Source organism: Streptomyces sp. NPDC002536 (assembly GCF_053594995.1).
This window is the reverse complement of record NZ_JBSFWU010000063.1, coordinates 21,510-44,434: the sequence shown is the minus strand read 5'-3', so window position 1 is coordinate 44,434 and position 22,925 is coordinate 21,510. Positions and strand designations below refer to the sequence as shown.

Here is a 22,925-nt window from a genome sequence, read left to right as displayed (position 1 = left end):
AAACGCCCGGTTACATTCCGAACCCGGAAGCTAAGCCTTTCAGCGCCGATGGTACTGCATGGGGGACCGTGTGGGAGAGTAGGACGCCGCCGAACAATCTTTCAAGGACCCTTGGTCCCAGCGTTCACGCTGGGACCAAGGGTCCTTTTTGTTTTATGTCGAAGCGCGCCCGTCGACCGGGTGCGCGAGAATGACTGCGTACCTCAAGACAGGAGTCACGTCGATGCCCACCAACTCTCGCGACGATCGATCGGGCGGCGACCCGCGCCGCGGTGGCCCGCGCGGCCCGCGTCGCGACGGTGGCGGCTTCCGCCGCGACGACGAGCGCGGCGGCTTCCGTCGCGATGACCGCGGCGGCCGTCCCACTGGTGGTGGCTCCGGCCGTCGTGACGACGACCGTGGCGGCTTCCGCCGTGACGAGCGCCGCGACGACCGTCCCTCCTTCCGCCGTGACGATGACCGTGGTGGTTTCCGTCGCGATGAGCGTCGTGATGACCGTGGTCCGCGCCGTGATGACGACCGTGGTGGTTTCCGCCGTGACGAGCGTCGTGACGACCGCCCGTCCTTCCGTCGCGACGACCGTGGTCCGCGCCGCGATGACGACCGTGGCGGTTTCCGCCGCGACGACCGTCGTGACGACCGTCCCTCCTTCCGCCGCGACGACCGTGGTGGCCGTCCTGCCGGCGGTGGTTTCGGTCGCCGTGACGATGACCGTGGTGGTTTCCGTCGCGATGAGCGTCGTGATGACCGTGGTCCGCGTCGCGATGATGACCGTGGTGGCTTCCGCCGTGACGAGCGTCGCGATGACCGTCCCTCCTTCCGTCGTGATGACCGTGGTCCGCGCCGTGACGACGACCGTGGCGGCTTCCGCCGCGACGAGCGTCGCGACGACCGTCCCTCCTTCCGCCGTGACGACGACCGTGGTGGCCCCCGCCGCGACGACCGTCGTGACGAGCGTCCGTCGTTCCGTCGTGATGACCGTGGTCCGCGCCGCGATGACGACCGTGGTGGTTTCCGTCGTGACGAGCGTCGTGACGAGCGTCCGTCGTTCCGTCGTGATGACCGTGGTCCGCGCCGTGACGACGACCGTGGCGGCTTCCGCCGTGACGACTCGCGCGGTGGTGGCTTCCGTCGTGACGAGCGTCGTGACGACCGTCCGTCCTTCCGCCGTGACGACGACCGTGGTGGTTTCCGCCGGGACGACCGCGGCGACCGTGGCCCGCGCGGTCCGCGCCGTGATGACGAGCGTGGCGGCTACCGCGGCCGCGACGACCGCTCGGGCGGTTACGGCCGTCGCGACGACCGCACGCGGGACCGTGACCGGGACCGTGGCGACCGCGAGCCGGTGAAGCGCCTGCCGATTCCGGACGACGTGACCGGCGAGGAGATCGACAAGGACGTCCGGCAGGAGCTGATGAGCCTGCCCAAGACGCTTGCCGAGGACGTCGCCCGCAACCTCGTCATGGTGGCCAAGCTGCTGGACGAGGAGCCGGATCAGGCCTACGAGTACGCGCGGATCGCCCTGCGTCTCGCCTCCCGTGTCGCCGCCGTGCGCGAGGCCGCCGGCTTCGCCGCGTACGCGGTCGGCAAGTACTCCGAGGCGCTGGCCGAGTTCCGTGCCGCGCGGCGGATGACCGGTTCCGTCGAGCTGTGGCCCGTCATGGCGGACTGCGAGCGCGGCATGGGCCGTCCGGAGCGTGCGCTGGCGATGGCCGGTGAGCCCGAGGTACAGAAGCTGGACAAGGCCGGCCAGGTCGAGATGCGCCTGGTGGCCGCCGGCGCCCGCAAGGACATGGGCCAGGCCGAGGCTGCAGTGGTCACGCTGCAGAGCCCCGAGCTGGCGTCGAACTCCGTCCAGCCGTGGACCGCCCGCCTGCGCTACGCGTACGCCGAGGCGCTGCTCGCGGTGGGGCGCGAGAGCGAGGCGCGCGAGTGGTTCGCCAAGGCTCTGGAGGCCGACCAGGGCGGCACGACGAATGCCTCCGACCGGCTCGCCGAGCTGGACGGCGTGGAGTTCACGGACGCGCTCGAGGAGGACGGGGAGGCCGAGGAGCAGGACGGCACGGCCGCTGACGCCGCCGACGCCGTTGAGGCCGCCGGCACCGAGGGCGACAAGAAGGACAAGAAGGACGCCAGCAACGAGAGCTGATCGCTGACCATGCGAAGGGCGGAACTCCCGGAATCGATCCGGGAGTTCCGCCCTTCGTGCATTCAGCGCATCTTGTGCGTCTCAGTTCAGCGCGAGGCTCCGCAGTACCAGGCCCGTCGCCGGCTTGGGGCCGAACGACGTCGACTTGCGCGGCATCGTGACGCCCTGCTCGGCGAGTTCGCGCACGACGTCCTCGCGGACGGGGTGCATCAGCACGGCCGTGCCGCCGTGGCGTTCCGCCTGCTCGACCGCGGCCGCCGTGTCGTGGATGTAGCCGATGTGCTCGGGGTCGTCCGGCACCCGCCAGACGTGCTCCAGGAGCGTCGAGTGCAGGACCGTGGCGTCGAGTTCGCGCCAGGCCCGGGGGCGGTCGGCGGGGATCGTCCGGGCCAGGAGGTCCGGGTCGGGCCGGTCGATCAGGTGGAAGCGGCCGTCGCCGGCGAGGACGAAGGCGTTGCCCGGCTCCTCGCCCACGGCCGCTTCCGCCAGGGCCTCCAGGGCGCGCGGCAGGGGGCCTTCCACGGTGCGGACCCGGAAGGAGCCGCCCAGGGCGGCCAGCGCTTCGGCGGCCGGGAGGCGGTGCAGCAGGCGGTGGATGGCCCGGACGCGGAGCGGGTAGCGGGCGGTGTCCACGAGCAGGACGAGGCCGAAGTCCCAGGGGCCGGGGGCCGGTTGCTCGGCGCGCAGGCGCAGGTAGGTGGCCCAGCGGTGGTGGCCGTCGGCGATGAGGGCCTGCTGGTGGGAGAGGTCCTCGTCGATGCGGGCCAGGTCGCCGGGGTCGGTGACGGACCACAGGCGGTGGGCGTAGCCGTCGTCGGTGGCGGTGGAGAGCAGCGGCTCGGTGCGGATCACCCGTTCGATGACGCCGGCCGCGCCCGTCATGCCGTCGCCGTTGCCGCGGTAGGAGAACAGCAGGGGTTCGAGGTTGGCGCCGGTGCCGCGCATGAGGGCCGTGCGGTCCTCGACGATGTGCGGCATGACGTCCTCGTGGGGGAGGACGACGCCCTCCTCGGGGGGCGTGAGGCGCAGCGCGCCGATGAGGCCGCGCTGCAGAATGCCCTCGCCGCGCTGCTCGTAGACGTAGAGCGCGGGCTCGGGGTCGGGGGCCAGGACATGCTCGTCCTGCCAGCGGCGCAGCGTCTCCGCGGCCAGGCGGTGCCGGTCGGCGGCGGTGGCGGCCTGGGGGAGGATGAGCCGGACGATGTTGTACGGGTCGGCGGTCTCCAGGAGGCGCAGGCCGTCGGGGCGCACGACGACGTCGTACGGCGGCGAGGTGACGGCTGCGAGGCTGCCCACCCGCTCGGGCACGTAGCGCAGCCCTCGGAAGGGGGCGAGCCGGAGCCCCTGTCCTGTGTGGCCGGCGCGGCCACGCCCTGGAGTGCTCATTGGGAAATGCTATGTCCCGGGGCCCGTGCGGCAATGAAATGATCGAGGAAGAGACATACAGCACAGGGAGCGATCACAGCATGAACCAGCAGACCGTCCGGACCCGGCCGAGCGCCAGTGAGCTGCGGCTGAACGAGGCCTACGACACCGCACTGCTGGATCTCGACGGCGTGGTGTACGCGGGCGGCGAGGCGATCGTGCACGCCGTGGAGTCGCTGGGGACGGCCCGGGCGGGCGGGATGCACCTCGCCTACGTGACCAACAACGCGGCCCGGACGCCGGCCACGGTGGCCGCTCACCTGACGGAGCTCGGGGTGCCCGCCGAGCCGGGGGACGTGATCACCTCGGCTCAGGCGGTGGCCCGGCTGATCGCGGACCGACTGCCCGCCGGGTCGAAGGTGTTGGTGATCGGTGCGGAGGGGCTGCGGGTCGCGCTGCGCGAGCGCGGGCTGGTGCCGGTGGAGTCGGCGGACGACGACCCGGCCGCCGTGGCCCAGGGGTTCGGCGGGCCGGAGATGCCGTGGGGACGGCTGATGGAGGCCTCGTACGCGGTGGCGCGGGGGGTGCCGTGGTTCGCGTCGAACACGGACCTGACCATCCCGAGCGCCCGGGGGATCGCGCCGGGGAACGGCGCGGCGGTGCGTGTGGTGGGCCTGGCGACGGGCGCGGTGCCGCAGGTGGCGGGGAAGCCGCTGCCCCCGATGCACCGGGAGACGATCCTGCGGACCGGCGCGGAGCGGCCGTTGGTGGTCGGGGACCGGCTCGACACGGACATCGAGGGGGCGTACGTCGGCGGCGTGGACTCGCTGCTGGTCCTCACCGGGGTGACGTCGGCGGCGGAGCTGATCGCGGCGGAGCCGCGGCACCGGCCGACGTTCGTGGCCGAGGACCTGCGGGGGCTGCTGGTCCCGCAGCCCGTGGTGACGGAGGACGGGCGCTGCGGCGGCTGGACCGCGTCCGTGCGGGGCGACGAGCTGGTGCTGGACGGCGAGGGCGAGCCCGTCGACGGGCTGCGGGCGCTGTGCGCGGCGGGCTGGAGTGCCGCGGGGGACGGGGTGTGCGGGCTGGACGCCGGGAAGGGGTTGGCCCGGCTGGGGCTTTGAGGGCTTCGGCTGCGGGCCGTCCGTGGCTGGGCGCGCAGTTCCCCGCGCCCCTTCGGGGCGCGGTACTAGAGCAGTGACCGCAGTCTCAGTACGTCCCGCAGGCTCGCCTGGATCCTGACGCGGCCGCCGGCCCAGGCGCGGGCGAAGTTCAGCCGGCCGTCGACCAGGGCCACCAGGTCGTCGCCGGTCATCTCCAGGCCGATCTCGGCGCGCCGCTCCGGGACGTCCTGCACCGTGCGGACGTCCTGGATGCGGCCCTCCCTGAGGTGGCCCACGAAGGTCACGCCGAGGTCCGTGAGGTGGCAGCTCAGGGAGCGGTCGGGCGCGGCCGCGGCGCGGAACTCGCCGCTCGCCCCCGCGAGGTGCTCCGCCAGCCGTTCGAGTGCGTCACGGCACTCCTCGATGGTCGCCATCGTCATGGACGGTACCGCAGGGAGAGGGCAACGCCGGGAAACATCCGTTCCGGGGTAGCGTCGGAGTCATGACCGACGTGACCGACCCGACGCAGCCCCTCGGCGTCGTGTGCACCCCCACCGGCCACCCCGAGGTGGACGCCGGGCTGGCCCGGCTCGCCGACGCCGACCACCTCGCGGTGAGCGGTCACCTGGAGGTGTACGAGGATGTACACAGGGGGCTGCGCGAGACGCTCGCCGCGCTCGACCAGCGCCCCGGCCCGCCCGGGCCTCCGCACTCGCACGACAACAGGAGCTGAACCGCACGTGGCAGTGACCCGCCGCCGACTGGACGCCGAGCTGGTGCGCCGCAAAATGGCCCGTTCGCGCGAGCACGCGAGCCAGCTGATCGCGGCCGGCCGCGTCACCGTCGGCGGGGCGACCGCGTCCAAGGCCGCCACCCAGGTGGAGACCAGCGCGGCCCTCGTCGTCGTCGGTGACGAGAGCGATCCGGACTACGTCTCGCGCGGCGGGCACAAGCTCGCAGGTGCGCTGGCCGCCTTCGTGCCTCGGGGCCTCGTGGTGGAGGGCCGCCGGGCGCTGGACGCGGGGGCGTCGACGGGCGGGTTCACGGACGTCCTGCTGCGGTCCGGCGCGGCCCATGTCGTCGCCGTCGACGTCGGCTACGGGCAGCTCGCCTGGTCGCTGCAGAGCGACGAGCGGGTCACCGTGAAGGACCGTACGAACGTACGCGAGTTGACGCTGGAGCAGATCGACGACGTGCCCGTCGACATCGTCGTCGGCGACCTGTCCTTCATCCCGCTCGGCCTGGTGCTGCCCGCGCTCGTGCGCTGTGCGGCCCCCGACGCCGACCTCGTGCTCATGGTCAAGCCGCAGTTCGAGGTGGGCAAGGAGCGGCTGGGCAGCGGCGGCGTGGTGCGCAGCGCCGAGCTGCGCGCCGAGGCCGTGCGCGGCGTCGCCGGGCGCGCCGCCGAGCTCGGACTGGGCGTACTCGGGGTTACGGCCAGCCCGCTGCCGGGGCCCTCCGGCAACGTCGAGTACTTTCTGTGGCTGCGCGCCGGTGCGCCCGAACTGGACCCGGCGGACGTTGACCGTGCAGTGGCGGAGGGGCCCCGTTGACCACTTCAGAAGCACCATCGACAGCAACACCGTCCGGGACGGGCTCACGCACCGTCTTCCTTCTCGCGCACACGGGACGGCCCGCGGCCATCCGGAGTGCGGAACTCGTCGTCAACGGGCTGCTGCGCTGCGGCATCGGGGTGCGGGTCCTCGCCGAGGAGGCCTGCGACCTGCCGCTGCCGGCCTCGGCCGAGCGCGTGGAGACGGGACCCGGACACCCGGACGCCCTCGCGGGCTGCGAACTGCTGGTGGTGCTGGGGGGTGACGGCACGCTGCTGCGCGGCGCCGAGTTCGCCCGGGTGTCCGGGGTGCCCATGCTGGGCGTCAACCTTGGGCGGGTCGGCTTCCTGGCCGAGGCCGAGCGGGACGACCTGGACAAGGTCGTCGACCGTGTCGTGACGCGCGCCTACGAGGTCGAGGAGCGGATGACCCTCGACGTGCTCGTGCGCACCGACGGCGAGATCGTGCACCGGGACTGGGCGCTGAACGAGGCGTCCGTGGAGAAGGCGGCGCGCGAGCGCATGCTGGAGGTCGTCACCGAGGTGGACGGGCGGCCGGTGTCGCGGTTCGGCGGCGACGGTGTGGTGTGCGCGACGCCGACCGGGTCGACCGCCTATGCGTTCTCGGCCGGCGGGCCGGTGGTGTGGCCCGAGGTCGAGGCGCTGCTGATGGTGCCGATCAGCGCGCACGCGCTGTTCGCCAAGCCGCTGGTGACGGCGCCGGATTCGGTGCTGGCGGTGGAGGTGCAGCCGGAGACGCCGAACGGGGTGCTGTGGTGCGACGGCCGGCGCAGCGTGGAGCTGCCGGCCGGGGCGCGGGTGGAGGTGCGGCGGGGGGCCGTGCCGGTGCGCTTGGCGCGGTTGCATCATGCTTCGTTCACCGACCGGTTGGTCGCGAAGTTCGCGTTGCCCGTTGCCGGGTGGCGGGGGGCGCCGCACTAGTGCGGTTGCGCCCTGAAGGGGCGCGGGGAACTGCGCGATCAGCCACCGACGGCCTGCAGCCGACGCACCACCCCAGGGGTCCGGGGCGAAGCCCCGAGAACCTCGACTGCGGGCGCGTCGTGGTTGCTCGCGCAGTTCCCCGCGCCCCTGACGGGGCGCCTGGCCTCCGCCAGCGCCGAATCACGGCCCGAGGCCAGCTCCTCCTCCGTGAAGACCGGCGTCACGACATCCGGGGCGATACCCCGGATGTCGTACGTCGTCCTGCCGTCCCGGGCGTCCACGAACTCCTCGTTCGGCAGGCCGAAGGTCCAGCCGTTCGGGAGGCGGCGGTCCAGGACGTCCGAGAACGAGCCCTGCGTGTTCTCGCCGATGCGGACGGGCGCGGGTGTGCGGCCCATGAGGGCCTGCGTCGTGGTCTCGCCCGCACTGATCGTCAGGCGGCCGGTGAGGACGGCCACTTGGCCCGTCCAGACCGGGCCGCCGCGGTGCGGGGCGACCCGCACCGGCTCGGCGGGCGTGAAACTCCCCGGGTTCTGCGGGTCGTTGCGCCCGTGCTTGAGGTAGGCGGTGTACGGACGGTCCGTCAGCCGCTCGGCCACGCGCAGGCCCAGCCGGTCCGAACCGCCGCCGTTGAAGCGGAGGTCGAGGACCAGGCCGCGCAGGGAGGCCGTGCGTTCCGGGGTGAGGACGGCGTCCAGGGCGCGGTCGAGTTCGGCGCTGTCCGCCTCGTACGTGCCGTCCTTCGTGTAGCCCTCGAAGCGCGTGATGCGCAGGTAGCCGGTGCCGTCCGGGAGGTCGGCGTAGGAGACGGCGCCCTGCGCCCAGGACTGCAGGGGAACGCCGACGGCGTGCGCGACCGCCTTGTCGATGCGCGCGATCGACTCGCGCGTCGGCGTGGTGGTGTCCGCGCGGTGACCCGCGTACAGCTTGGTGAAGTCGTCGCCGGCGCCGTTCTTCAGGTAGGTGTGGCCGTCGCGGAGCGGCTCGATCATCTGCTGCAGGACGGCGAACAGTTCGTCCGGGGTGGTCCGGGCGCTGACCCGGGGGCGGTAGCGGTCGCGTACGGCCTGCCAGTCGATGCCGCGGGCGGCGAAGAAGGGGTAGTTCTCGGCGTACGTCTGCCAGAAGGTGTCGAAGACCGCCCGCGGGTCCTGGGCCGGGTGCGGGTCGCGGCAGGCGGCGGGCAGGGCGGCGATGCGCCGCAGGGTGCGGTGGCCGGCGTCGTCCGCCTGGCTCAGCCGGGCGCGGCCGGGACCGGCGGCGGTCAGCGTGACCGGGGCCTCGCCCTGCTGCCGGAACGGGCCGTCGGCGCGGGGGCGGGACGTGTCCATGCCGCTCGGCAGGCAGCCGGCGGCCGTGGTCTCGTAGCTGCGCAGGCGGCGGCCGTCCTGGTCGACGGAGACGACCGTTCCGTAGCCGTCCGTCCGCCACACGCCGTCCAGGGAGCCCGGGGAGCGTGAGCCGGCGGCCACGGCCGTGGCGCCCGCGACGGTGGCCAGGGTGACGGCGGTGGCGAGCACGATCGTGGCGGCGCGGCGGCCGCGGACTCGGGTGGTCATGCTCCGAGCCTGGCCCCGCAAGGGCTGTCGGGGCCATGGAGCGGTCACCCGGACCGGTGGTGGGGCTGCCCCCAGGAGGGTGAGTGGGGGAGGCCGTCGCGAGGCGGCCCCGGAACCTCGTATGGTCGTATCCGTGTTGGAGGAGATGCGGATCCGGTCCTTGGGCGTCATTGACGACGCGGTGGTCGAGCTGTCACCCGGTTTCACCGCGGTGACGGGCGAGACGGGTGCCGGCAAGACCATGGTGGTCACGAGCCTGGGGCTGCTGCTCGGCGGGCGCGCCGACCCTGCGCTGGTGCGGGTCGGGGCCAAGGCTGCGGTGGTCGAGGGCCGACTCGCCGTCGACCGCGGTTCGGCCGTGGCCGTACGGGCGGAGGAGGCGGGTGCCGAACTCGACGACGGCACGCTGCTGATCAGCCGCACCCTCTCCGCGGAGGGGCGCTCGCGCGCCCATCTCGGCGGGCGCAGCGTGCCCGTGGGGCTGCTGGGCGAGCTCTCCGAGGAACTCGTCGCCGTCCACGGGCAGACCGACCAGCAGGGGCTGCTGCGGTCCGCCCGGCAGCGGGAGGCCCTCGACCGGTACGCGGGCGCCGCGGTGTCCGTGCCGCTGGCCAAGTACACCGACGTCCACCGCCGGCTGCGCGCCGTCGCCGCCGAGCTGACGGAGCTGACCACGCGGGCGCGCGAGCGCGCCCAGGAAGCGGATCTGCTGCGCTTCGGCCTGGACGAGATCGCCGCCGTCGAGCCGGTGGCCGGCGAGGACACCGAACTGGCCGCCGAGGCCGAGCGGCTCGGGCACGCCGAGGCGCTCGCCGCTGCGGCCACTGCGGCGCATGCGGCCGTCGTCGGCAATCCCGAGGATCCTGAGGGTGTTGATGCGGCGACGCTGGTCGCCGGGGCGTTGCGGGCCGTGGAGGCTGTTCGGGCCCATGATCCTGTTCTCGCGGGGCTTTCCGAGCGGCTCGGGGAGATCGGGATCCTGCTGGGGGACGTGGCCGGGGAGCTTGCGGGGTATGCGGATGATCTTGACGCCGATCCGCGGCGGCTGGCCGCCGTGGAGGAGCGGCGGGCCGCTCTTGCCCATCTGACGCGCAAGTACGGGTCGGATGTGGAGGAAGTGCTCGCGTGGGCCGAGCGGAGTGCCGAGCGGCTCGGCGAGTTGGACGGCGATGACGACCGGATCGGCGAGCTCGTCGCCGAGCGGGATGCGTTGCGGGGCGAACTCGGGGCGCTGGCACAGGAGCTGAGCGAGGCACGGGCGGAAGCGGCGAAGCGTTTCGCTGACGCGGTCACCGCGGAGTTGGCGGAGCTGGCCATGCCGCATGCGCGGGTGGCTTTTTCGGTGCGGCAGTCCGAGGCGGCGGACGCCGAGGCCGGTATCGAGGTCGCCGGGCGCGCTGTCGAGTACGGCCCGTACGGGGCCGACGAGGTCGAGCTGCTCCTCACCCCGCATCCGGGCGCTCAGGCGCGGCCCATCGCCAAGGGGGCCTCGGGGGGTGAGCTCTCGCGGGTGATGCTGGCCGTCGAGGTTGTCTTTGCCGGGACCGATCCGGTGCCTACGTATTTGTTCGATGAGGTTGATGCGGGGGTTGGAGGCAGGGCTGCTGTCGAGATCGGGCGGCGGCTCGCCAAGCTCGCGGAATCCGCGCAGGTTGTTGTGGTGACGCATCTGCCGCAGGTTGCTGCTTTTGCGGACCGGCATTTGGTTGTTGAGAAGACGCATGACGGGTCCGTGACGCGGAGCGGGGTGCGGGCCATGGAGGGCGAGGCCCGGGTGCGGGAGTTGTCCCGGATGCTGGCCGGCCAGGAGGACTCGGAGTCGGCTCGGGCGCATGCGGAGGAGCTGTTGGCCGTGGCCGGTGCCGTCCGTCGTTCGGGTCGGGGGCGGGCCGGGAGCGGGGCGGGCCCTTCCGGGGACTGAACTTTTTGCGGCGGTCCGTTCCACGCGAGGGTGCCCTCTCCTGTCGCCGCAAAAAGTTTTTACGTCCCTCTCCAGGGCCCGCCCCGCTCCCACCCCGCCCCCTCGCGCCGCCGTCTCGGCACCACCTCTGTAGCTTGGGGCCTCTGTAGCCTGGGGTGGGTGATCATGCAGCGGAAGTGGGCGGGGTTGGGGTTCGGGGCTGCTTCTCTTGTCTCGCGCGGGGTTTACGGGGCTTTGCGTGCCCGTAAACCCGGTGGGCCCCGGGTGTGGGAACGGGTCAACCGCGCTGGGCGGGGCGTTGATCTGTGCGCCGGCCCTGCGGCGGCTGCGGGGGTTCTTGCGGGGTTCGCTTCTCTTCCTCCACGGGATCGAGGGGCCGGGGTGTTGGTTGTTGTGGCTTCTGCCGTGTGCGGGGCTTACGACGACCATGCGGGTGCCGGGGATTCCCGGCGGGGGTTTCGGGCGCACCTTGCCGCTCTGCGCGAGCGGGAAGTCACCAGCGGGGCGGTCAAGCTCTTCGGGATCGGGGGCGCCGGGCTCGTCGCCGGGGCTGTGCTGCGGCCGCGGGTGGTCGACAAGGTGCTTGCGGGGGTTGTCATTGCCGGGTCTGCACACCTCGTGAACTTGCTGGACGTCCGGCCCGGTCGGGCCGCCGGTGCCGTGGTGGCGCTCGGGCTGCCGGGAATGGTGCGGGGTGTGGATGCGGCGGCCGCCCCTGTCGGTGCCGCCGTGGCCCTGTTGAAGGACGACCTCGCCGCGCGCACCATGCTCGGCGACACCGGCGCGCACGCCCTCGGTGCCGGGCTCGGGACGGTCGTGGTGGCGGGCAACGGCCGTACGGGGCTGGCGTTGCACGCCGCCGCCCTGGTGGCCGTGGCCCTGGTCATGGAGGTCAAGAGTCCCCAAAGCGGGTGAATCCGTTGATGTGCGGGCGAGGTAGGGCGGCCGACCCTCGGTACGGCGGTGCCGGGATGTCGGCGGGGGCTGGCATCCTGGGCGCAGCACCTCGCCGTACGCCTCTGCCCGACGACGACCCAGGAGCTTCCCCCGCGTGAGCAGCACACCGGCCCGGCCGCCCCTGCACGCCGTTCAAGTCCTGGGCAGCGGGAGTGCCGGGAGCGGCGCACACGTGCGGTCGCTGGCTGCCGGGCTCGTGGCGCACGGGCTGCGGGTGACGGTGTGCGCGCCGCCGCGGACGGGCGAGGAGTTCGGAATCCCTGACTCCGGCGCTGTGTTCACCCCGCTGCGCCCGGGAACGGACGCCCTGGCCGTCGCGGACATCCGCGCGGTCAGCGAGGGCGCGGACGTGGTGCACGCGCACGGCCTGAAGTCGGGTGTGCTGGCTGCGCTCGCGCTGCGCGGCCGTCCGACGCCGCTGGTGGTCACCTGGCACACCCGGGTGCGTGCCGCGGGCACGCGGGCCCATGTCGTGCGCCTGATGGAGCGCCGTGCCGCGCGCACCGCGGCGGTGGTGCTCGGTGCTTCGTCGGAGCTCGTGGACCAGGCGCGGCTGCGCGGGGCGCGCGACGCCCGGCTGGCGCCGGTGGCGGTGCCGGCCCCGCGGCCCGTGCCGGATCCCGAGCCGGACGACACCCTGCGGCTCAAAGCACGGGCTGAACTGGGCGCGGTGGCACGGCCGTTGCTGGTGACCGTCGGCCGGCTGGAGCCCGGACAGGGCTACGGGACACTGCTGGACGCGGCCCGGGTCTGGCGGGAACTGGACCCTGAGCCGCTGCTGATCGTGGCGGGAGAGGGGCGTGAACGGCCGCAGCTGCAGCGCAGGATCGAGTCCGAGGGACTCCCCGTCCAGTTGGTCGGACGACGTGACGACGTGCCCGAGCTGCTGGCGGTGGCCGATGTGGCCGTGCTGCCGGGCTGTTGGGAAGCGCGCTCGCTCCTCGCCCAGGAGGCCCTCCACGCCGGAGTGCCACTGGTCGCGGTGGAGGCCCGCGGAGTCCCGGAGCTGGTGGGCGACGCGGCCGAACTGGTCCCCTGCGGAGACGCGACCGCACTGGCCGACGCAGTGGCCCGGCTCCTGGAAGACCCGATCCGCTGCGACCGGTTGGTACGAGCAGGACGCCGCCAGGCGGCAGGCTGGCCGTCGGAGGACGACACGGTGGCGCACGTCCTGAGCGTGTACGACGAACTGGGCCGACGCGACTGACCGACCGACGCGACCGACCACGGGCGCGAGGGGGTGGGGCGGGGGCGGGACGGGTCCTGGAGAGGGACGTAAAAACTTTTTGTGGCGAAAGTGCGGGGCACCCTCGCGCGGAACGGACCGTCACAAAAAGTTCAGTCCCCGGAAGGACCCGTCCCGCCCCCGCCCCACCCCCGACCCACGACGTGCCGCCGCGCCCGCAACGCAACACCCAGCGCCAGCGCCGCGTCCGGATCCTCCAGTTCGACCCCCAGCAGCCGCTCGATCCGCCCCAGCCGGTCGTACAGCGTCTGCCGGTTGACGTGCAGCTCCCGCGCGGTCTCGGCCTTCCGCCCCGCGTGCGCCAGGCAGGCCTCCAGCGTCGGCAGCAACGAGGGCCGCGCCGACCGGTCATGGGCCAGCAACGGCCCGAGGACCCGCTCGACAAAAGCGGCCAGGTCTCCGTCACCCCGCAACCGCCACAGCAGCACGTCCACGTCGAGCCGCCGCACGTCGTACCACTCCCTGTCCGGCAGCCCCTGCGCCGCCGTAGCAGCCTCCGCGGCATGCCGCAGCGCACCTCCCACCGACTCCCACGTCGAGGCGACCCCGGCCACGACCACCGGCGGCGTCCGAAAGCCCGCCCGCTCCGCCCCGGACCGCAGCGCGGCCGCCACCCGCCCCGCCACCGCGGCCCGTTCGGCCTCGTCCCGGAGCCCGGCCAGCACCGGAACACGGCCCTCCGGGAGTCGTACGCCCAGCAGCAGCGGCACCCCCACCGCCCGCAGCTCCTCCTGCACCGCGCACGCCAGCGCGGCCCAACCGTCCGCCGGCACCAGGCCGGTGGCCATCCGCATCACCAGCGGCAGCAACGGCCCGTCGCCGGGCCGGAAGCCGAGCACCCGGGCCTGTGCGGGCGCGTCCGCCGCGTCGAGCCGCTCCCCGGCGAGGTCGGTGAGGAAGTCGCCGCGCCCCCGGGCGGCAAGTTCCTCCTCCTGGCGGGCCTGCAGCAGGACGACGGCGAGCAGCCCGGCGGCCCGGTCGGCGGCGATGCGGTGCACGGGCGCGAGGGGCACGTTCACGGGCAGCACCACGAGCCGGGCCCGCACGGCACCGGCCCCGGGCCCCTGCCCCGGCACGTCCGTGACGACGCTGCCCGCGAGCGAGGCCCCCCGCAGCCCGTCCCAGACCTGGAGCGGATCGGCGCCCCCGCCCCGGCCTCCACCCCCGCCTCCCGGCCCGGCGGCGTACAGCAGCCGCCCCTCCGCGGTCTCCAGGAAGACCGGGTTGCCGGTGAAGTCGGCGAACAGCCGCAGCACTTCGGGTACACCGCCCCCGCCCAGCAGCACCTCGGTGCACTGCCGGTGCACCTCCTCGGCGCGCTGCAGCAGGGCGTAGTGCTGGTTGACGAGCTCGGTGTGGATCTCCTCGGTGACCGCGACGAACGGGACCTCCCGGTGCAGCTGGACCAGCGGCAGCCCGCACGAGCGGGCGGTGTCCACCACGGCGGCGGGCAGGCTGGGGAACCGGGCCCCGAGCTCGACGACCAGGGCCGCGATGTCCCGTTCGGCCAGCCTCCGGACGAAGGCCCGCTGTTCGGCGGGGCGGCTGCCCAGGCCCAGCCCGGTGGTCAGCAGGAGCTCGCCGCCCTTGAGGAGGGCGGCGATGTTGGGGGCCTCGCCCGCGTGCACCCAGCGCACGGGCCGGTGCAGCCGGTCGGCGGCGGCCACGACCTCGGGCAGCCCCCGGCGCAGGGCGGGCAGTTCGAGGGCGCGCGCCACCGTGATCGTCCCCTGCGGGCCCGGCGGGAGGGCGTGCTGTTCCATGCCCGGAACCTACCGTCCCGCGGGCGGACCTGCGCCCCTACGCTGTCGCGCATGACCGCAGCCCCCGGCCCCTCGCCCAACTCGCCGGAGATATCCGGTATATCGACAGAACAGCAGAAGGCCTGCACTCAAAAGGCGGCGGTCCAGCGCCGCACACTCAGGGTGCTGATGTCGGCACAGGTGGTGGCCGGCGTCGGCATGGGTTCGATGATCTCCTCGGGCGGGCTGCTGGTCGAGCACCTCTCCGGCTCGCAGGCGACGGCCGGCCTCGCCACCACCCTGGCCACGCTCGGCGCGGCGCTGCTGTCCGTGCCGCTGGCCGCGCTCTCCCGGGCGCGCGGGCGCCGGACCGGCCTCGGCGCGGGATGGCTGATCGCGGCCGCGGGGGCGCTGACGGTGCCGCTGGCGGCCGGGGCGGGCCTGCTGCCGGTGACCCTGCTGGGGATGCTGCTGATCGGTGCGGCGAGCGCCGCCAACCTGCAGTCCCGCTACGCGGCCACCGACCTCGCGGAGCCCCGCGCCCGTGCGGGCGCACTCTCCCTGGTCGTGTGGTCCACGACGCTCGGCAGCGTGCTGGGACCCAACCTCAGCGGCCCCGGGGCGGTGCTGGCCCGGCCGCTCGGACTGCCGGACGCGGCGGGGACGTTCGTGTTCTCGGTGGTGGCCTTCCTCCTCGGCTGGCTGATCATCCACACCGGCCTGCGACCGGACCCGCTCCTGCTGGCCCAGGAGCAGCAGCCCGAGGCCTCCGGCCCGGACGAGCGGAAGGAGGGCTTCGCGGCCCGCATGCGCACCGCGCTGCGTCATGTCGCCGCGTCCCCGGCCGCGTTGACGGGCCTGGCCGCCCTGGTGCTGGGGCATGCGGTGATGGTCTCCGTGATGACGATGACGCCCGTCCATCTCGCCCACGAGGGCGCCTCGTTGAGCATCGTGGGCTTCACGGTCAGCCTGCACGTGGCCGGGATGTATGCGCTCTCGCCGCTGGTGGGCCGGGCGGCGGACCGGTTCGGCAGGGTGCCGGTGATCCTGCTGGGGCAGGTGGTCTACGTGGCCGCCACCCTGCTGGCCGGCACCGCGGGGAACCGCCAATGGGCCGTGGCGGCGGGGCTGTTCCTGCTGGGCGCAGGCTGGTCCTGCGCCACGGTCGCGGGGTCGACGCTGCTGAGCGAGTCCGTGGACGCCGCGCACCGCCCGGAGGTGCAGGGGATGTCGGACACCCTGATGAACCTGGTCGGTGCGGCGGGCGGCGCGCTCTCCGGAGCGCTGACCGCGGTGTACGGCTACGGCGGGCTCAACGCCGCCGCAGCCGTCCTCGCCCTTCCCGTCGGGGCGCTCGCGCTGTGGTTCAGCCTCCGAACGCGCTCGACGCGGTGAGCCGCAGCGCGGTGTCGATCAGCGGCACGTGGCTGAACGCCTGCGGGAAGTTGCCGACCTGCCGCTGCAGCCGCGGATCCCACTCCTCCGCGAGCAGGCCCAGGTCGTTGCGCAGGCCCAGCAGCTTCTCGAAGAGCTGGCGGGCCTCGTCGACCCGGCCGATCATCGCCAGGTCGTCGGCGAGCCAGAACGAGCAGGCCAGGAAGGCCCCTTCGTCCCCTTCGAGGCCGTCCACCCCGGCCTCGGAGCCGGTGGTCGGGTAGCGCAGCACGAAGCCGTCGGGGGTGGACAGCTCGCGCTGGATGGCCTCGATGGTGCCGATGACGCGCTTGTCGTCGGGGGGCAGGAAGCCCATCTGCGGGATCAGCAGCAGGGAGGCGTCCAGTTCCTTCGAGCCGTAGGACTGCGTGAAGGTGTTGCGCTCCTTGTCGTACCCCTTGTCGCACACGTCCCGGTGGATGTCCTCGCGCAGCTCGCGCCAGCGCTCCAGCGGCCCGTCGACGTCGCCGGACTCGATGAGCTTGATGGTGCGGTCGACGGCGACCCAGGCCATCACCTTGGAGTGGACGAAGTGCCGGCGCGGGCCGCGCACCTCCCAGATGCCCTCGTCGGGCTCGGTCCAGTGGTCCTCGAGGTAGCCGATGAGCCGCAGCTGGAGCAGGGACGCATAGTCGTTGCGGGCGAGCCCGGTCATATGGGCCAGGTGCAGGGCCTCGGTGACCTCGCCGTAGACGTCGAGCTGGAGCTGGCCGGCGGCGCCGTTGCCGACGCGCACGGGCCGGGAGTTCTCGTAGCCGGGCAGCCAGTCCAGCTCGCTCTCGCCCAGTTCTCGCTCACCGGCGATGCCGTACATGATCTGCAGGTTCTCGGGGTCGCCGGCGACCGCGCGCAGCAGCCACTCGCGCCAGGCCCGGGCCTCCTCGCGGTAGCCGGTGCGCAGCAGGGAGGAGAGGGTGATCGCGGCGTCGCGCAGCCAGGTGAACCGGTAGTCCCAGTTCCGGACGCCGCCGATCTCCTCGGGCAGCGAGGTGGTGGGGGCGGCCACGATGCCGCCGGTGGGGGCGTAGGTGAGCGCCTTGAGGGTGATCAGCGAGCGGACCACCGCGTCCCGGTAGGGGCCGTGGTACGTGCAGTGCGCCACCCACTCCCGCCAGAACTCCTCCGTGGCCTCCAGCGACCCCTCGGGGTCGGGCAGCGCGGGCGCCTCGCGGTGCGAGGGCTGCCAGCTGATGGTGAAGGCGACGCGCTCACCGGGGGAGACGGTGAAGTCGGAGTAGGTGGTGAGGTCCTTGCCGAAGGTGTCGGCCGCGGTGTCCAGCCAGACGGAGTCGGGGCCCGCGACGGCCACCGTGCGCTCGCCCACCTTGTGCACCCACGGCACGACGCGCCCGTAGGAGAACCGCATCCGCAGCGCCGAGCGCATCGGCACCCGGCCGCTGACGCCCTCCACGATCCGGATCAGCTGGGGGGCACCGTCACGGGGAGGCATGAAGTCGATCACCCGGACGGTACCTCGCGGAGTGTCCCACTCGGATTCGAGCACGAGGGAATCCCCCCGGTACCGGCGGCGGTCGGCGCGCGGCGGAGCCGCCCCCGAGGGGTGCGCCGGGCCGATCCGCCAGTAGCCGTGTTCCTCCGTGCCGAGCAGTCCGGCGAACGCCGCGTGGGAATCGAATCGCGGCAGGCACAGCCAGTCGGCCGTGCCGTCCCGGCAGACCAGGGCGGCGGTCTGCATGTCGCCGATCAGTGCGTAGTCCTCGATACGCCCGGCCACGTCATCTCCAGTCGAACGGCATCGTGACCCCGGGGGGTCCTTGGCGGTCAAGAGATCTTTCGGCGAGCTCTGCTTCCGGGTTCCAGGGGGCATCTTCTGGGGGGCACCTCCCTGGGGGCACCCCCAGCGGTAGCTGGGGGAAGCTGGGGAGAGACGGTGCCGTGCCGGCCGGCTCGCTGCATGTGTCCGAGCAGGATACGACGCGGAGTTGGGACACGCGCGACGGTTGGCGGCGGAATCTGTGCCGAATGGGTGGCCTGTGACGCAGGGGGCGCGAGGCCGTCGCACCGCGTCACCGGGCGCGCCCGGCTCCGGGCGCTGATACCCTGGTACCCCGTGGACCGGAGGGCGCAAGACCCCCCAACCGCAGCGACGGCACCCCCGAAAACAACCGGGTGATCGCCGGTACGCATCCTCCACTCGCGACCACGGGAGCCCCCCTTTGGCCATTGCCGCAAAGCCCACGACGACCAAGCACCTCTTCGTCACCGGGGGTGTCGCCTCCTCGCTCGGCAAGGGGCTGACCGCCTCCAGCCTGGGCGCGCTGCTGAAGGCGCGGGGCCTGCGGGTGACGATGCAGAAGCTCGACCCGTACCTCAACGTCGACCCGGGCACGATGAACCCGTTCCAGCACGGTGAGGTCTTCGTCACCAACGACGGTGCCGAGACGGACCTGGACATCGGCCACTACGAGCGCTTCCTGGACGTCGACCTCGACGGCTCCGCGAACGTCACCACCGGCCAGGTGTACTCCTCGGTGATCGCCAAGGAGCGGCGCGGCGAGTACCTGGGCGACACCGTCCAGGTCATCCCGCACATCACCAACGAGATCAAGCACCGCATCCGCCGCATGGCCACCGACGACGTCGACGTCGTCATCACCGAGGTCGGCGGCACCGTCGGCGACATCGAGTCGCTGCCGTTCCTGGAGACCGTCCGCCAGGTCCGCCACGAGGTCGGCCGGGACAACGTCTTCGTCGTCCACATCTCCCTGCTGCCCTACATCGGCCCGTCCGGCGAGCTGAAGACCAAGCCGACCCAGCACTCCGTGGCCGCGCTGCGCAACATCGGCATCCAGCCCGACGCGATCGTGCTGCGCGCCGACCGCGAGGTCCCCACCGCCATCAAGCGCAAGATCTCGCTGATGTGCGACGTGGACGAGGACGCCGTGGTCGCCGCGATCGACGCCAAGTCGATCTACGACATCCCGAAGGTCCTGCACACCGAGGGTCTGGACGCCTACGTCGTGCGCAAGCTCGACCTGCCGTTCCGCGACGTGGACTGGGCGCAGTGGGACGACCTGCTGGAGCGCGTCCACCAGCCCGACCACGAGGTCACCGTGGCGCTGGTCGGCAAGTACATCGACCTGCCGGACGCCTACCTGTCGGTGACCGAGGCCATCCGCGCGGGCGGCTTCGCCAACAAGGCCCGCGTGAAGATCAAGTGGGTCACCTCCGACGACTGCAAGACCCCCGCGGGTGCCAAGAAGCAGCTGGCGGACGTGGACGCGATCTGCGTGCCCGGCGGCTTCGGCGACCGTGGTGTCGACGGCAAGGTCGGCGCGATCACCTACGCCCGTGAGAACAAGGTCCCGCTGCTGGGCCTGTGCCTCGGCCTGCAGTGCGTCGTCATCGAGGCCGCCCGCAACCTGGCCGGCATCGAGGGCGCGAACTCCACCGAGTTCGACGCGGCCACCGCGCACCCGGTGATCTCCACGATGGCCGAGCAGATGGACATCGTCGCCGGCGAGGGCGACATGGGCGGAACGATGCGCCTGGGCATGTACCCGGCCAAGCTCGCCGAGGGCTCCATCGTCCGCGAGGTCTACGGCGACCAGCCGTACGTGGAGGAGCGCCACCGTCACCGCTACGAGGTGAACAACGCCTACCGCGCCGAGCTGGAGAAGAAGGCCGGTATCCAGTTCTCCGGCACCTCCCCGGACAACAAGCTCGTCGAGTACGTCGAGTACCCGCGCGAGGTGCACCCCTACCTGGTGGCCACCCAGGCCCACCCGGAGCTGCGCTCGCGCCCGACCCGCCCGCACCCGCTCTTCGCGGGCCTGATCAAGGCGGCCGTGCAGCGCCAGCAGGGCTGATCTGTACGGTGGAACCGGGGTGAGGACTCCCTTGCGGGAGCCCCTCGCCCCGGTTTCTGCTTTCCGGAGACGTAAGGACGGACAGACGGACATGGGCAGCACGGTCATCAAGGACACCGCCGAGGAATGGCGCGTCGTCGCCGGCGAGACGCCGTTCACCGGCAACAAGACGAGCGTGCGCACGGACGAGGTGGTGATGCCGGACGGCACCGTCGTCAAGCGCGACTACCAGGTGCACCCCGGCTCGGTCGCCGTGCTCGCCCTGGACGACCGGGACCGGGTGCTGGTGCTGCGCCAGTACCGGCACCCCGTGCGGCAGAAGCTGTGGGAGATCCCGGCCGGCCTGCTGGACGTCCCCGGCGAGAACCCGCTGCGGGCCGCCCAGCGCGAGCTGTACGAGGAGGCCCACGTCAAGGCCGAGGACTGGCAGGTGCTGACCGACGTCTACACGACGCCCGGCGGCTGCGACGAGGCCGTCCGCGTCTTCCTCGCCCGCGGCATCTCCGAGGCGGAGGGCGAGCGCTTCGACGTCGAGGAGGAAGAGGCGGACATGGAGCTCGCCAGGGTTCCGGTGGCGGACCTGGTGCGGGGCGTGCTGGCGGGGGAGCTGCACAACAACTGCCTGGTGGTGGGCGTCCTTTCACTGGTCGCGGCGCGGACGGGCGACGGGCTCGATGCCCTGCGCCCGGCCGATGCGCCGTGGCCGGCGCGGCCGTTCGAGGCGTAGGGGCTCCGCCCCGAGGGCGGCGCCCCGTCAGGGGCGCGGGGAACTGCGCGACCAGCCACCGGCGGCCTGCAGCCGACGCACCGCCCCGGGAAGGCGGCACGTCATCTGCGGGTGCACTGTGGTTGCTCGCGCAGTTCCCCGCGCCGGGCCTACCATCAGCCGACCCGAATAGGTGATCTTCTCCGGGGCCGGGCTCCCGGCATCCGTTCGCGCCTCACGCAGTGAACTAGGCTCGTTGCGTCACGGCCGCATCCGCGGCCGGCAGGTGGACGGGAGTGGACCCGTGGCGGAGGCCGGGAGAGCGCAGCAGACCGGGGTGAGGAGGCGTCAGGCCCCGCCTCCCTCTCACCCCTTCGTCGGCAGGGCGCGTGAGATCAAGGAGCTGCGCGAGGACATCGTGCGCGCCGGGCTCGACACTCTTTCGGGTCGCAAACGCCCCCGCAGCCGGGTGCTGCTCATCGCCGGCCAGCCCGGTTCCGGCCGCACCGCGCTCGCCGAGGAGCTGGCCCGGCAGCTGGCCGGGGACTACCCGGACGGAGTACTCCGCGCCCGCCTCACGGGTGCCGACGGGGAGCCCGTCCCCACCGAGCGCACCGCCCGGGCCCTGCTCGCCGCGCTCGGGGCGCCCGTCCCCGCGGGGGCGGAGGAGGACGTGCTCGCCGCCGCCCTGCGCCGGGCCCTGGACGGGCGCCGCGCGCTGATCGTGCTGGACGACGCGGCGGGCGCCGAACAGGTCGACCCGCTGCTGCCGGACGAGTCCGACTGCCTCGTCGTCGCCGTCTCCCGCGGCCCGCTGACCGGGGTGCCGGACGTCCGGCCGTGCACCCTCGGCGGGCTGGACACCCATGCCGCCGTCAAACTCCTGGAGCGGTACGGCGGTCACCGCATCACCTGCGACCCGGTGGCCGCGGCGGCGGTCGCCGAGGAGTGCGGCAGCCAGCCCGCGGCGCTGATCCTGGTCGGCGGCTGGCTGGCGGCCCGGCCCAAGATGTCGGTGCTCGAGGTGGTCAAGCGGCTGCGCGAGCAGGGGGCCGAGAATGCGGGGCGGCCGCTGGCGCGGGCGTTCTGGCTCGCCTACGAGTCCCTGCCGGCGGCCGCCGCCCGCACCCTGCACCTGCTCGCCCTGGCCCCCGCCGGGCTCGTCGACGCGCACACCGCCTCCGCGCTGGCCGGCTGTTCGCTCTCCACGGCCGAGAGCCTGCTGGAGGACTTCACCGTGCGGGGCATGCTGCGCCCCGAGACCCCCGGGGGAGCGCCCGACTGCGGGCTGCCGCCGCAGTACCGGGTGCCGGGCTGTCTGACGCCGCTGCTGCGGGCCCTGTTGGAGGCCCAGGAGCGGGAGACGGAGGTGGAACTGGCCAGGGCGCGGATGCTGGAGCGGACCGTGCGGCAGCTGCATTCCTGCCGGGCGGCCACCGAGCGTGACGACCCGTCGGTGCGCCGCAGGATCGACCAGCTGCCCCGGCCGCTGCGCTTCCCGTCGCCCGCGGCCGCCGGCCAGTGGCTCGACGCCCGGCTCCCGGCGCTGCTGGCGGCGGCGCGGATGGCCGTGGAGGACGGCCGCCTGGACACCCTCGCCCGGCGGCTGGTCTCGGCGCTGACCCGGGCGCTGACCGCGCACCTGGGCGCCGAGGCCGCCGCCCCCGAGCTCTACGGGCTGCACCAGCTCGTCCTCGACGTGGCGCGGCGCTGCGAGATGCCGCTGGAGAAGGCGGCCGCCCTGCTGAACCTCGGCGACCTGGACACCCGGGCCGGGCGCACCGCGGAGGCGCTCGGCCGGTACCGGGACGCGCTCCAGTCCGCGCGCGAGGCCGGCGACCCGTACGCGATCAGCCGTGCCCTGGAGTCCGTCGCCGCCGCCCACCAGGAGCTGGGCGACTGGCAGCGGGCCGCCGACTGGTTCCGGCGGGGCCTGGAGCTGCGCCTGACCCGGGGTGAACTCGCCGAGCAGGCACGGCTGTACGGGCGGCTCGGCACGGTGCACACCCAGGCCGGGCAGTGGAACGACGCGCTGCGCGACTGGCGGGCCGCGGCCGCGGTGTGCCGTCGGCTGCGGGACCTGCCCGGCCATGCGCGGGCGCTGAGCGAGGCGGCCCTGGTGCTGGAGTACGCGGGCCGCGCCCGGGAGGCGCTGCGCATCAGCCGGGAGGCGGCGGAGTGCGCCCGGCAGTCCGGGGACACCCGGCTGGAGGCCGTGACGCGGCTGCGGCTCGCGGACGCCCTGGAGCGGCGCGGCGACGCGGTCGCGGCGGAGCAGCACCGGCAGGCGGCCGGGGAGCTCCTCGCGGCGGAGGAGCCCGCTCCGGAGGTGCTCGGGGCGGCCCGTTCCGCTGCTTCGGGGTGACCCACAGTTACCGGCGAGCCGCCTACGAAATCAGTGGCAGTATCCGCAAAGATT

General features: G+C 73.5%; 17 protein-coding genes, 1 rRNA gene and 1 pseudogene. 14 read left to right on the top strand and 5 right to left on the bottom strand.

Annotation, left to right across the window (positions count from 1 at the left end; all coding sequences use genetic code 11):
- The 3 genes and pseudogenes from rrf to ACWD4B_RS22675 all read left to right on the top strand — a co-directional run.
- Window positions 1–95: ribosomal RNA gene (gene rrf, locus ACWD4B_RS22685) — 5S ribosomal RNA — on the top strand; the annotation flags it as partial.
- Between the two features lie 95 nt (window positions 96–190).
- Window positions 191–1,096 (top strand): annotated as a pseudogene (locus ACWD4B_RS22680) (hypothetical protein); the annotation flags it as partial.
- 249 nt (window positions 1,097–1,345) lie between these two features.
- Window positions 1,346–2,149, top strand: a complete 804-nt coding sequence (locus tag ACWD4B_RS22675; RefSeq protein ID WP_451422441.1) for a hypothetical protein — start codon at window positions 1,346–1,348, stop codon at window positions 2,147–2,149.
- Between the two features lie 81 nt (window positions 2,150–2,230).
- Here ACWD4B_RS22675 and ACWD4B_RS22670 read toward each other — a convergent pair whose 3' ends face one another.
- The gene (locus ACWD4B_RS22670) at window positions 2,231–3,535 is read right to left on the bottom strand and encodes a DUF1015 family protein (protein WP_451422436.1); all 1,305 of its coding nucleotides are present in this window, start codon (window positions 3,533–3,535) and stop codon (window positions 2,231–2,233) included.
- Window positions 3,536–3,615: 80 nt separating this feature from the next.
- Here ACWD4B_RS22670 and ACWD4B_RS22665 point away from each other — a divergent pair, with 80 nt between their 5' ends.
- Window positions 3,616–4,638 carry an HAD hydrolase-like protein gene (locus ACWD4B_RS22665; RefSeq protein WP_451422435.1) on the top strand — a complete coding sequence of 341 codons (1,023 nt, stop codon included), beginning with the start codon at window positions 3,616–3,618 and terminating at the stop codon, window positions 4,636–4,638.
- 65 nt (window positions 4,639–4,703) lie between these two features.
- Here ACWD4B_RS22665 and ACWD4B_RS22660 read toward each other — a convergent pair whose 3' ends face one another.
- Entirely contained in the window at window positions 4,704–5,051 is a 348-nt protein-coding gene (locus ACWD4B_RS22660; RefSeq protein WP_390781950.1) for a sterol-binding protein, read from the bottom strand.
- A 68-nt stretch (window positions 5,052–5,119) separates the two neighbouring features.
- Between ACWD4B_RS22660 and ACWD4B_RS22655 the strand changes: the two genes are divergently transcribed.
- The 3 genes from ACWD4B_RS22655 to ACWD4B_RS22645 are packed head-to-tail and all read left to right on the top strand — an operon-like array spanning window position 5,120 to window position 7,111.
- Window positions 5,120–5,350, top strand: a complete 231-nt coding sequence (locus ACWD4B_RS22655) for a hypothetical protein (RefSeq protein WP_451422434.1) — start codon at window positions 5,120–5,122, stop codon at window positions 5,348–5,350.
- A 13-nt stretch (window positions 5,351–5,363) separates the two neighbouring features.
- The gene (locus tag ACWD4B_RS22650; protein WP_451422440.1) at window positions 5,364–6,170 is read left to right on the top strand and encodes a TlyA family RNA methyltransferase; all 807 of its coding nucleotides are present in this window, start codon (window positions 5,364–5,366) and stop codon (window positions 6,168–6,170) included.
- Window positions 6,167–7,111 (top strand): NAD kinase, encoded by a 945-nt coding sequence (locus ACWD4B_RS22645; protein ID WP_451422433.1) that lies wholly within the window; start codon window positions 6,167–6,169, stop codon window positions 7,109–7,111. The genes ACWD4B_RS22650 and ACWD4B_RS22645 overlap by 4 nt, the downstream gene beginning before the upstream one ends.
- Window positions 7,112–7,149: 38 nt before the next feature.
- Here the strand turns inward: ACWD4B_RS22645 and ACWD4B_RS22640 are convergent, their stop codons facing one another.
- Complete coding sequence (locus ACWD4B_RS22640) at window positions 7,150–8,670, bottom strand: S41 family peptidase (protein WP_451422432.1); 1,521 nt, start codon at window positions 8,668–8,670, stop codon at window positions 7,150–7,152.
- Window positions 8,671–8,791: 121 nt separating this feature from the next.
- Here ACWD4B_RS22640 and recN point away from each other — a divergent pair, with 121 nt between their 5' ends.
- The 3 genes from recN to ACWD4B_RS22625 all read left to right on the top strand — a co-directional run bounded on the left by recN (window position 8,792) and on the right by ACWD4B_RS22625 (window position 12,755).
- A complete protein-coding gene (gene recN / locus ACWD4B_RS22635; protein ID WP_451422431.1) occupies window positions 8,792–10,591 on the top strand; it encodes a DNA repair protein RecN in 1,800 nt (599 codons plus the stop codon).
- A gap of 618 nt (window positions 10,592–11,209) precedes the next feature.
- On the top strand, window positions 11,210–11,506 hold the full coding sequence (locus ACWD4B_RS22630; RefSeq protein WP_451422430.1) for a hypothetical protein: 297 nt from the start codon (window positions 11,210–11,212) through the stop codon (window positions 11,504–11,506).
- A 136-nt stretch (window positions 11,507–11,642) separates the two neighbouring features.
- Window positions 11,643–12,755 carry a glycosyltransferase family 4 protein gene (locus ACWD4B_RS22625; RefSeq protein ID WP_451422429.1) on the top strand — a complete coding sequence of 371 codons (1,113 nt, stop codon included), beginning with the start codon at window positions 11,643–11,645 and terminating at the stop codon, window positions 12,753–12,755.
- A gap of 131 nt (window positions 12,756–12,886) precedes the next feature.
- On the opposite strand, the gene ACWD4B_RS22620 is transcribed toward ACWD4B_RS22625, so the two are convergent.
- Window positions 12,887–14,557: a PucR family transcriptional regulator gene (locus tag ACWD4B_RS22620; protein WP_451422428.1), complete on the bottom strand. Its 1,671-nt coding sequence runs from the start codon at window positions 14,555–14,557 to the stop codon at window positions 12,887–12,889.
- Window positions 14,558–14,608: 51 nt separating this feature from the next.
- On the opposite strand from ACWD4B_RS22620, the gene ACWD4B_RS22615 reads away from it, so the two are divergent.
- Window positions 14,609–15,931, top strand: a complete 1,323-nt coding sequence (locus ACWD4B_RS22615) for an MFS transporter (RefSeq protein ID WP_451422427.1) — start codon at window positions 14,609–14,611, stop codon at window positions 15,929–15,931.
- Here ACWD4B_RS22615 and ACWD4B_RS22610 read toward each other — a convergent pair.
- Window positions 15,903–17,705, bottom strand: coding sequence for a glycoside hydrolase family 15 protein (locus tag ACWD4B_RS22610; protein ID WP_451422426.1), 1,803 nt, complete (start codon window positions 17,703–17,705; stop codon window positions 15,903–15,905). The two genes, ACWD4B_RS22615 and ACWD4B_RS22610, sit on opposite strands and share 29 nt — an antisense overlap.
- Window positions 17,706–18,147: 442 nt before the next feature.
- On the opposite strand from ACWD4B_RS22610, the gene ACWD4B_RS22605 reads away from it, so the two are divergent.
- The 3 genes from ACWD4B_RS22605 (at window position 18,148) to ACWD4B_RS22595 (ending at window position 22,871) form a co-directional block, all read left to right on the top strand.
- Window positions 18,148–19,800: a CTP synthase gene (locus tag ACWD4B_RS22605; RefSeq protein ID WP_390781931.1), complete on the top strand. Its 1,653-nt coding sequence runs from the start codon at window positions 18,148–18,150 to the stop codon at window positions 19,798–19,800.
- Between the two features lie 91 nt (window positions 19,801–19,891).
- On the top strand, window positions 19,892–20,527 hold the full coding sequence (locus ACWD4B_RS22600) for an NUDIX domain-containing protein (RefSeq protein ID WP_451422425.1): 636 nt from the start codon (window positions 19,892–19,894) through the stop codon (window positions 20,525–20,527).
- 250 nt (window positions 20,528–20,777) lie between these two features.
- Window positions 20,778–22,871 (top strand): tetratricopeptide repeat protein, encoded by a 2,094-nt coding sequence (locus tag ACWD4B_RS22595; protein WP_451422439.1) that lies wholly within the window; start codon window positions 20,778–20,780, stop codon window positions 22,869–22,871.
- Window positions 22,872–22,925 lie beyond the last annotated feature (54 nt).

What these genes read in the sequence shown, in the direction of transcription:
- ACWD4B_RS22655 (WP_451422434.1), top strand. Translation starts at nt 5,120, where the DNA reads ATGACCGACGTGACCGACCCGACGCAGCCCCTCGGCGTCGTGTGCACC.
- recN (WP_451422431.1), top strand. Translation starts at nt 8,792, where the DNA reads ATGGTCGTATCCGTGTTGGAGGAGATGCGGATCCGGTCCTTGGGCGTC.
- ACWD4B_RS22640 (WP_451422432.1), bottom strand. Translation starts at nt 8,670, where the DNA reads ATGACCACCCGAGTCCGCGGCCGCCGCGCCGCCACGATCGTGCTCGCC.
- ACWD4B_RS22600 (WP_451422425.1), top strand. Translation starts at nt 19,892, where the DNA reads ATGGGCAGCACGGTCATCAAGGACACCGCCGAGGAATGGCGCGTCGTC.
- ACWD4B_RS22615 (WP_451422427.1), top strand. Translation starts at nt 14,609, where the DNA reads ATGACCGCAGCCCCCGGCCCCTCGCCCAACTCGCCGGAGATATCCGGT.
- ACWD4B_RS22665 (WP_451422435.1), top strand. Translation starts at nt 3,616, where the DNA reads ATGAACCAGCAGACCGTCCGGACCCGGCCGAGCGCCAGTGAGCTGCGG.
- ACWD4B_RS22670 (WP_451422436.1), bottom strand. Translation starts at nt 3,535, where the DNA reads ATGAGCACTCCAGGGCGTGGCCGCGCCGGCCACACAGGACAGGGGCTC.
- ACWD4B_RS22660 (WP_390781950.1), bottom strand. Translation starts at nt 5,051, where the DNA reads ATGGCGACCATCGAGGAGTGCCGTGACGCACTCGAACGGCTGGCGGAG.
- ACWD4B_RS22620 (WP_451422428.1), bottom strand. Translation starts at nt 14,557, where the DNA reads ATGGAACAGCACGCCCTCCCGCCGGGCCCGCAGGGGACGATCACGGTG.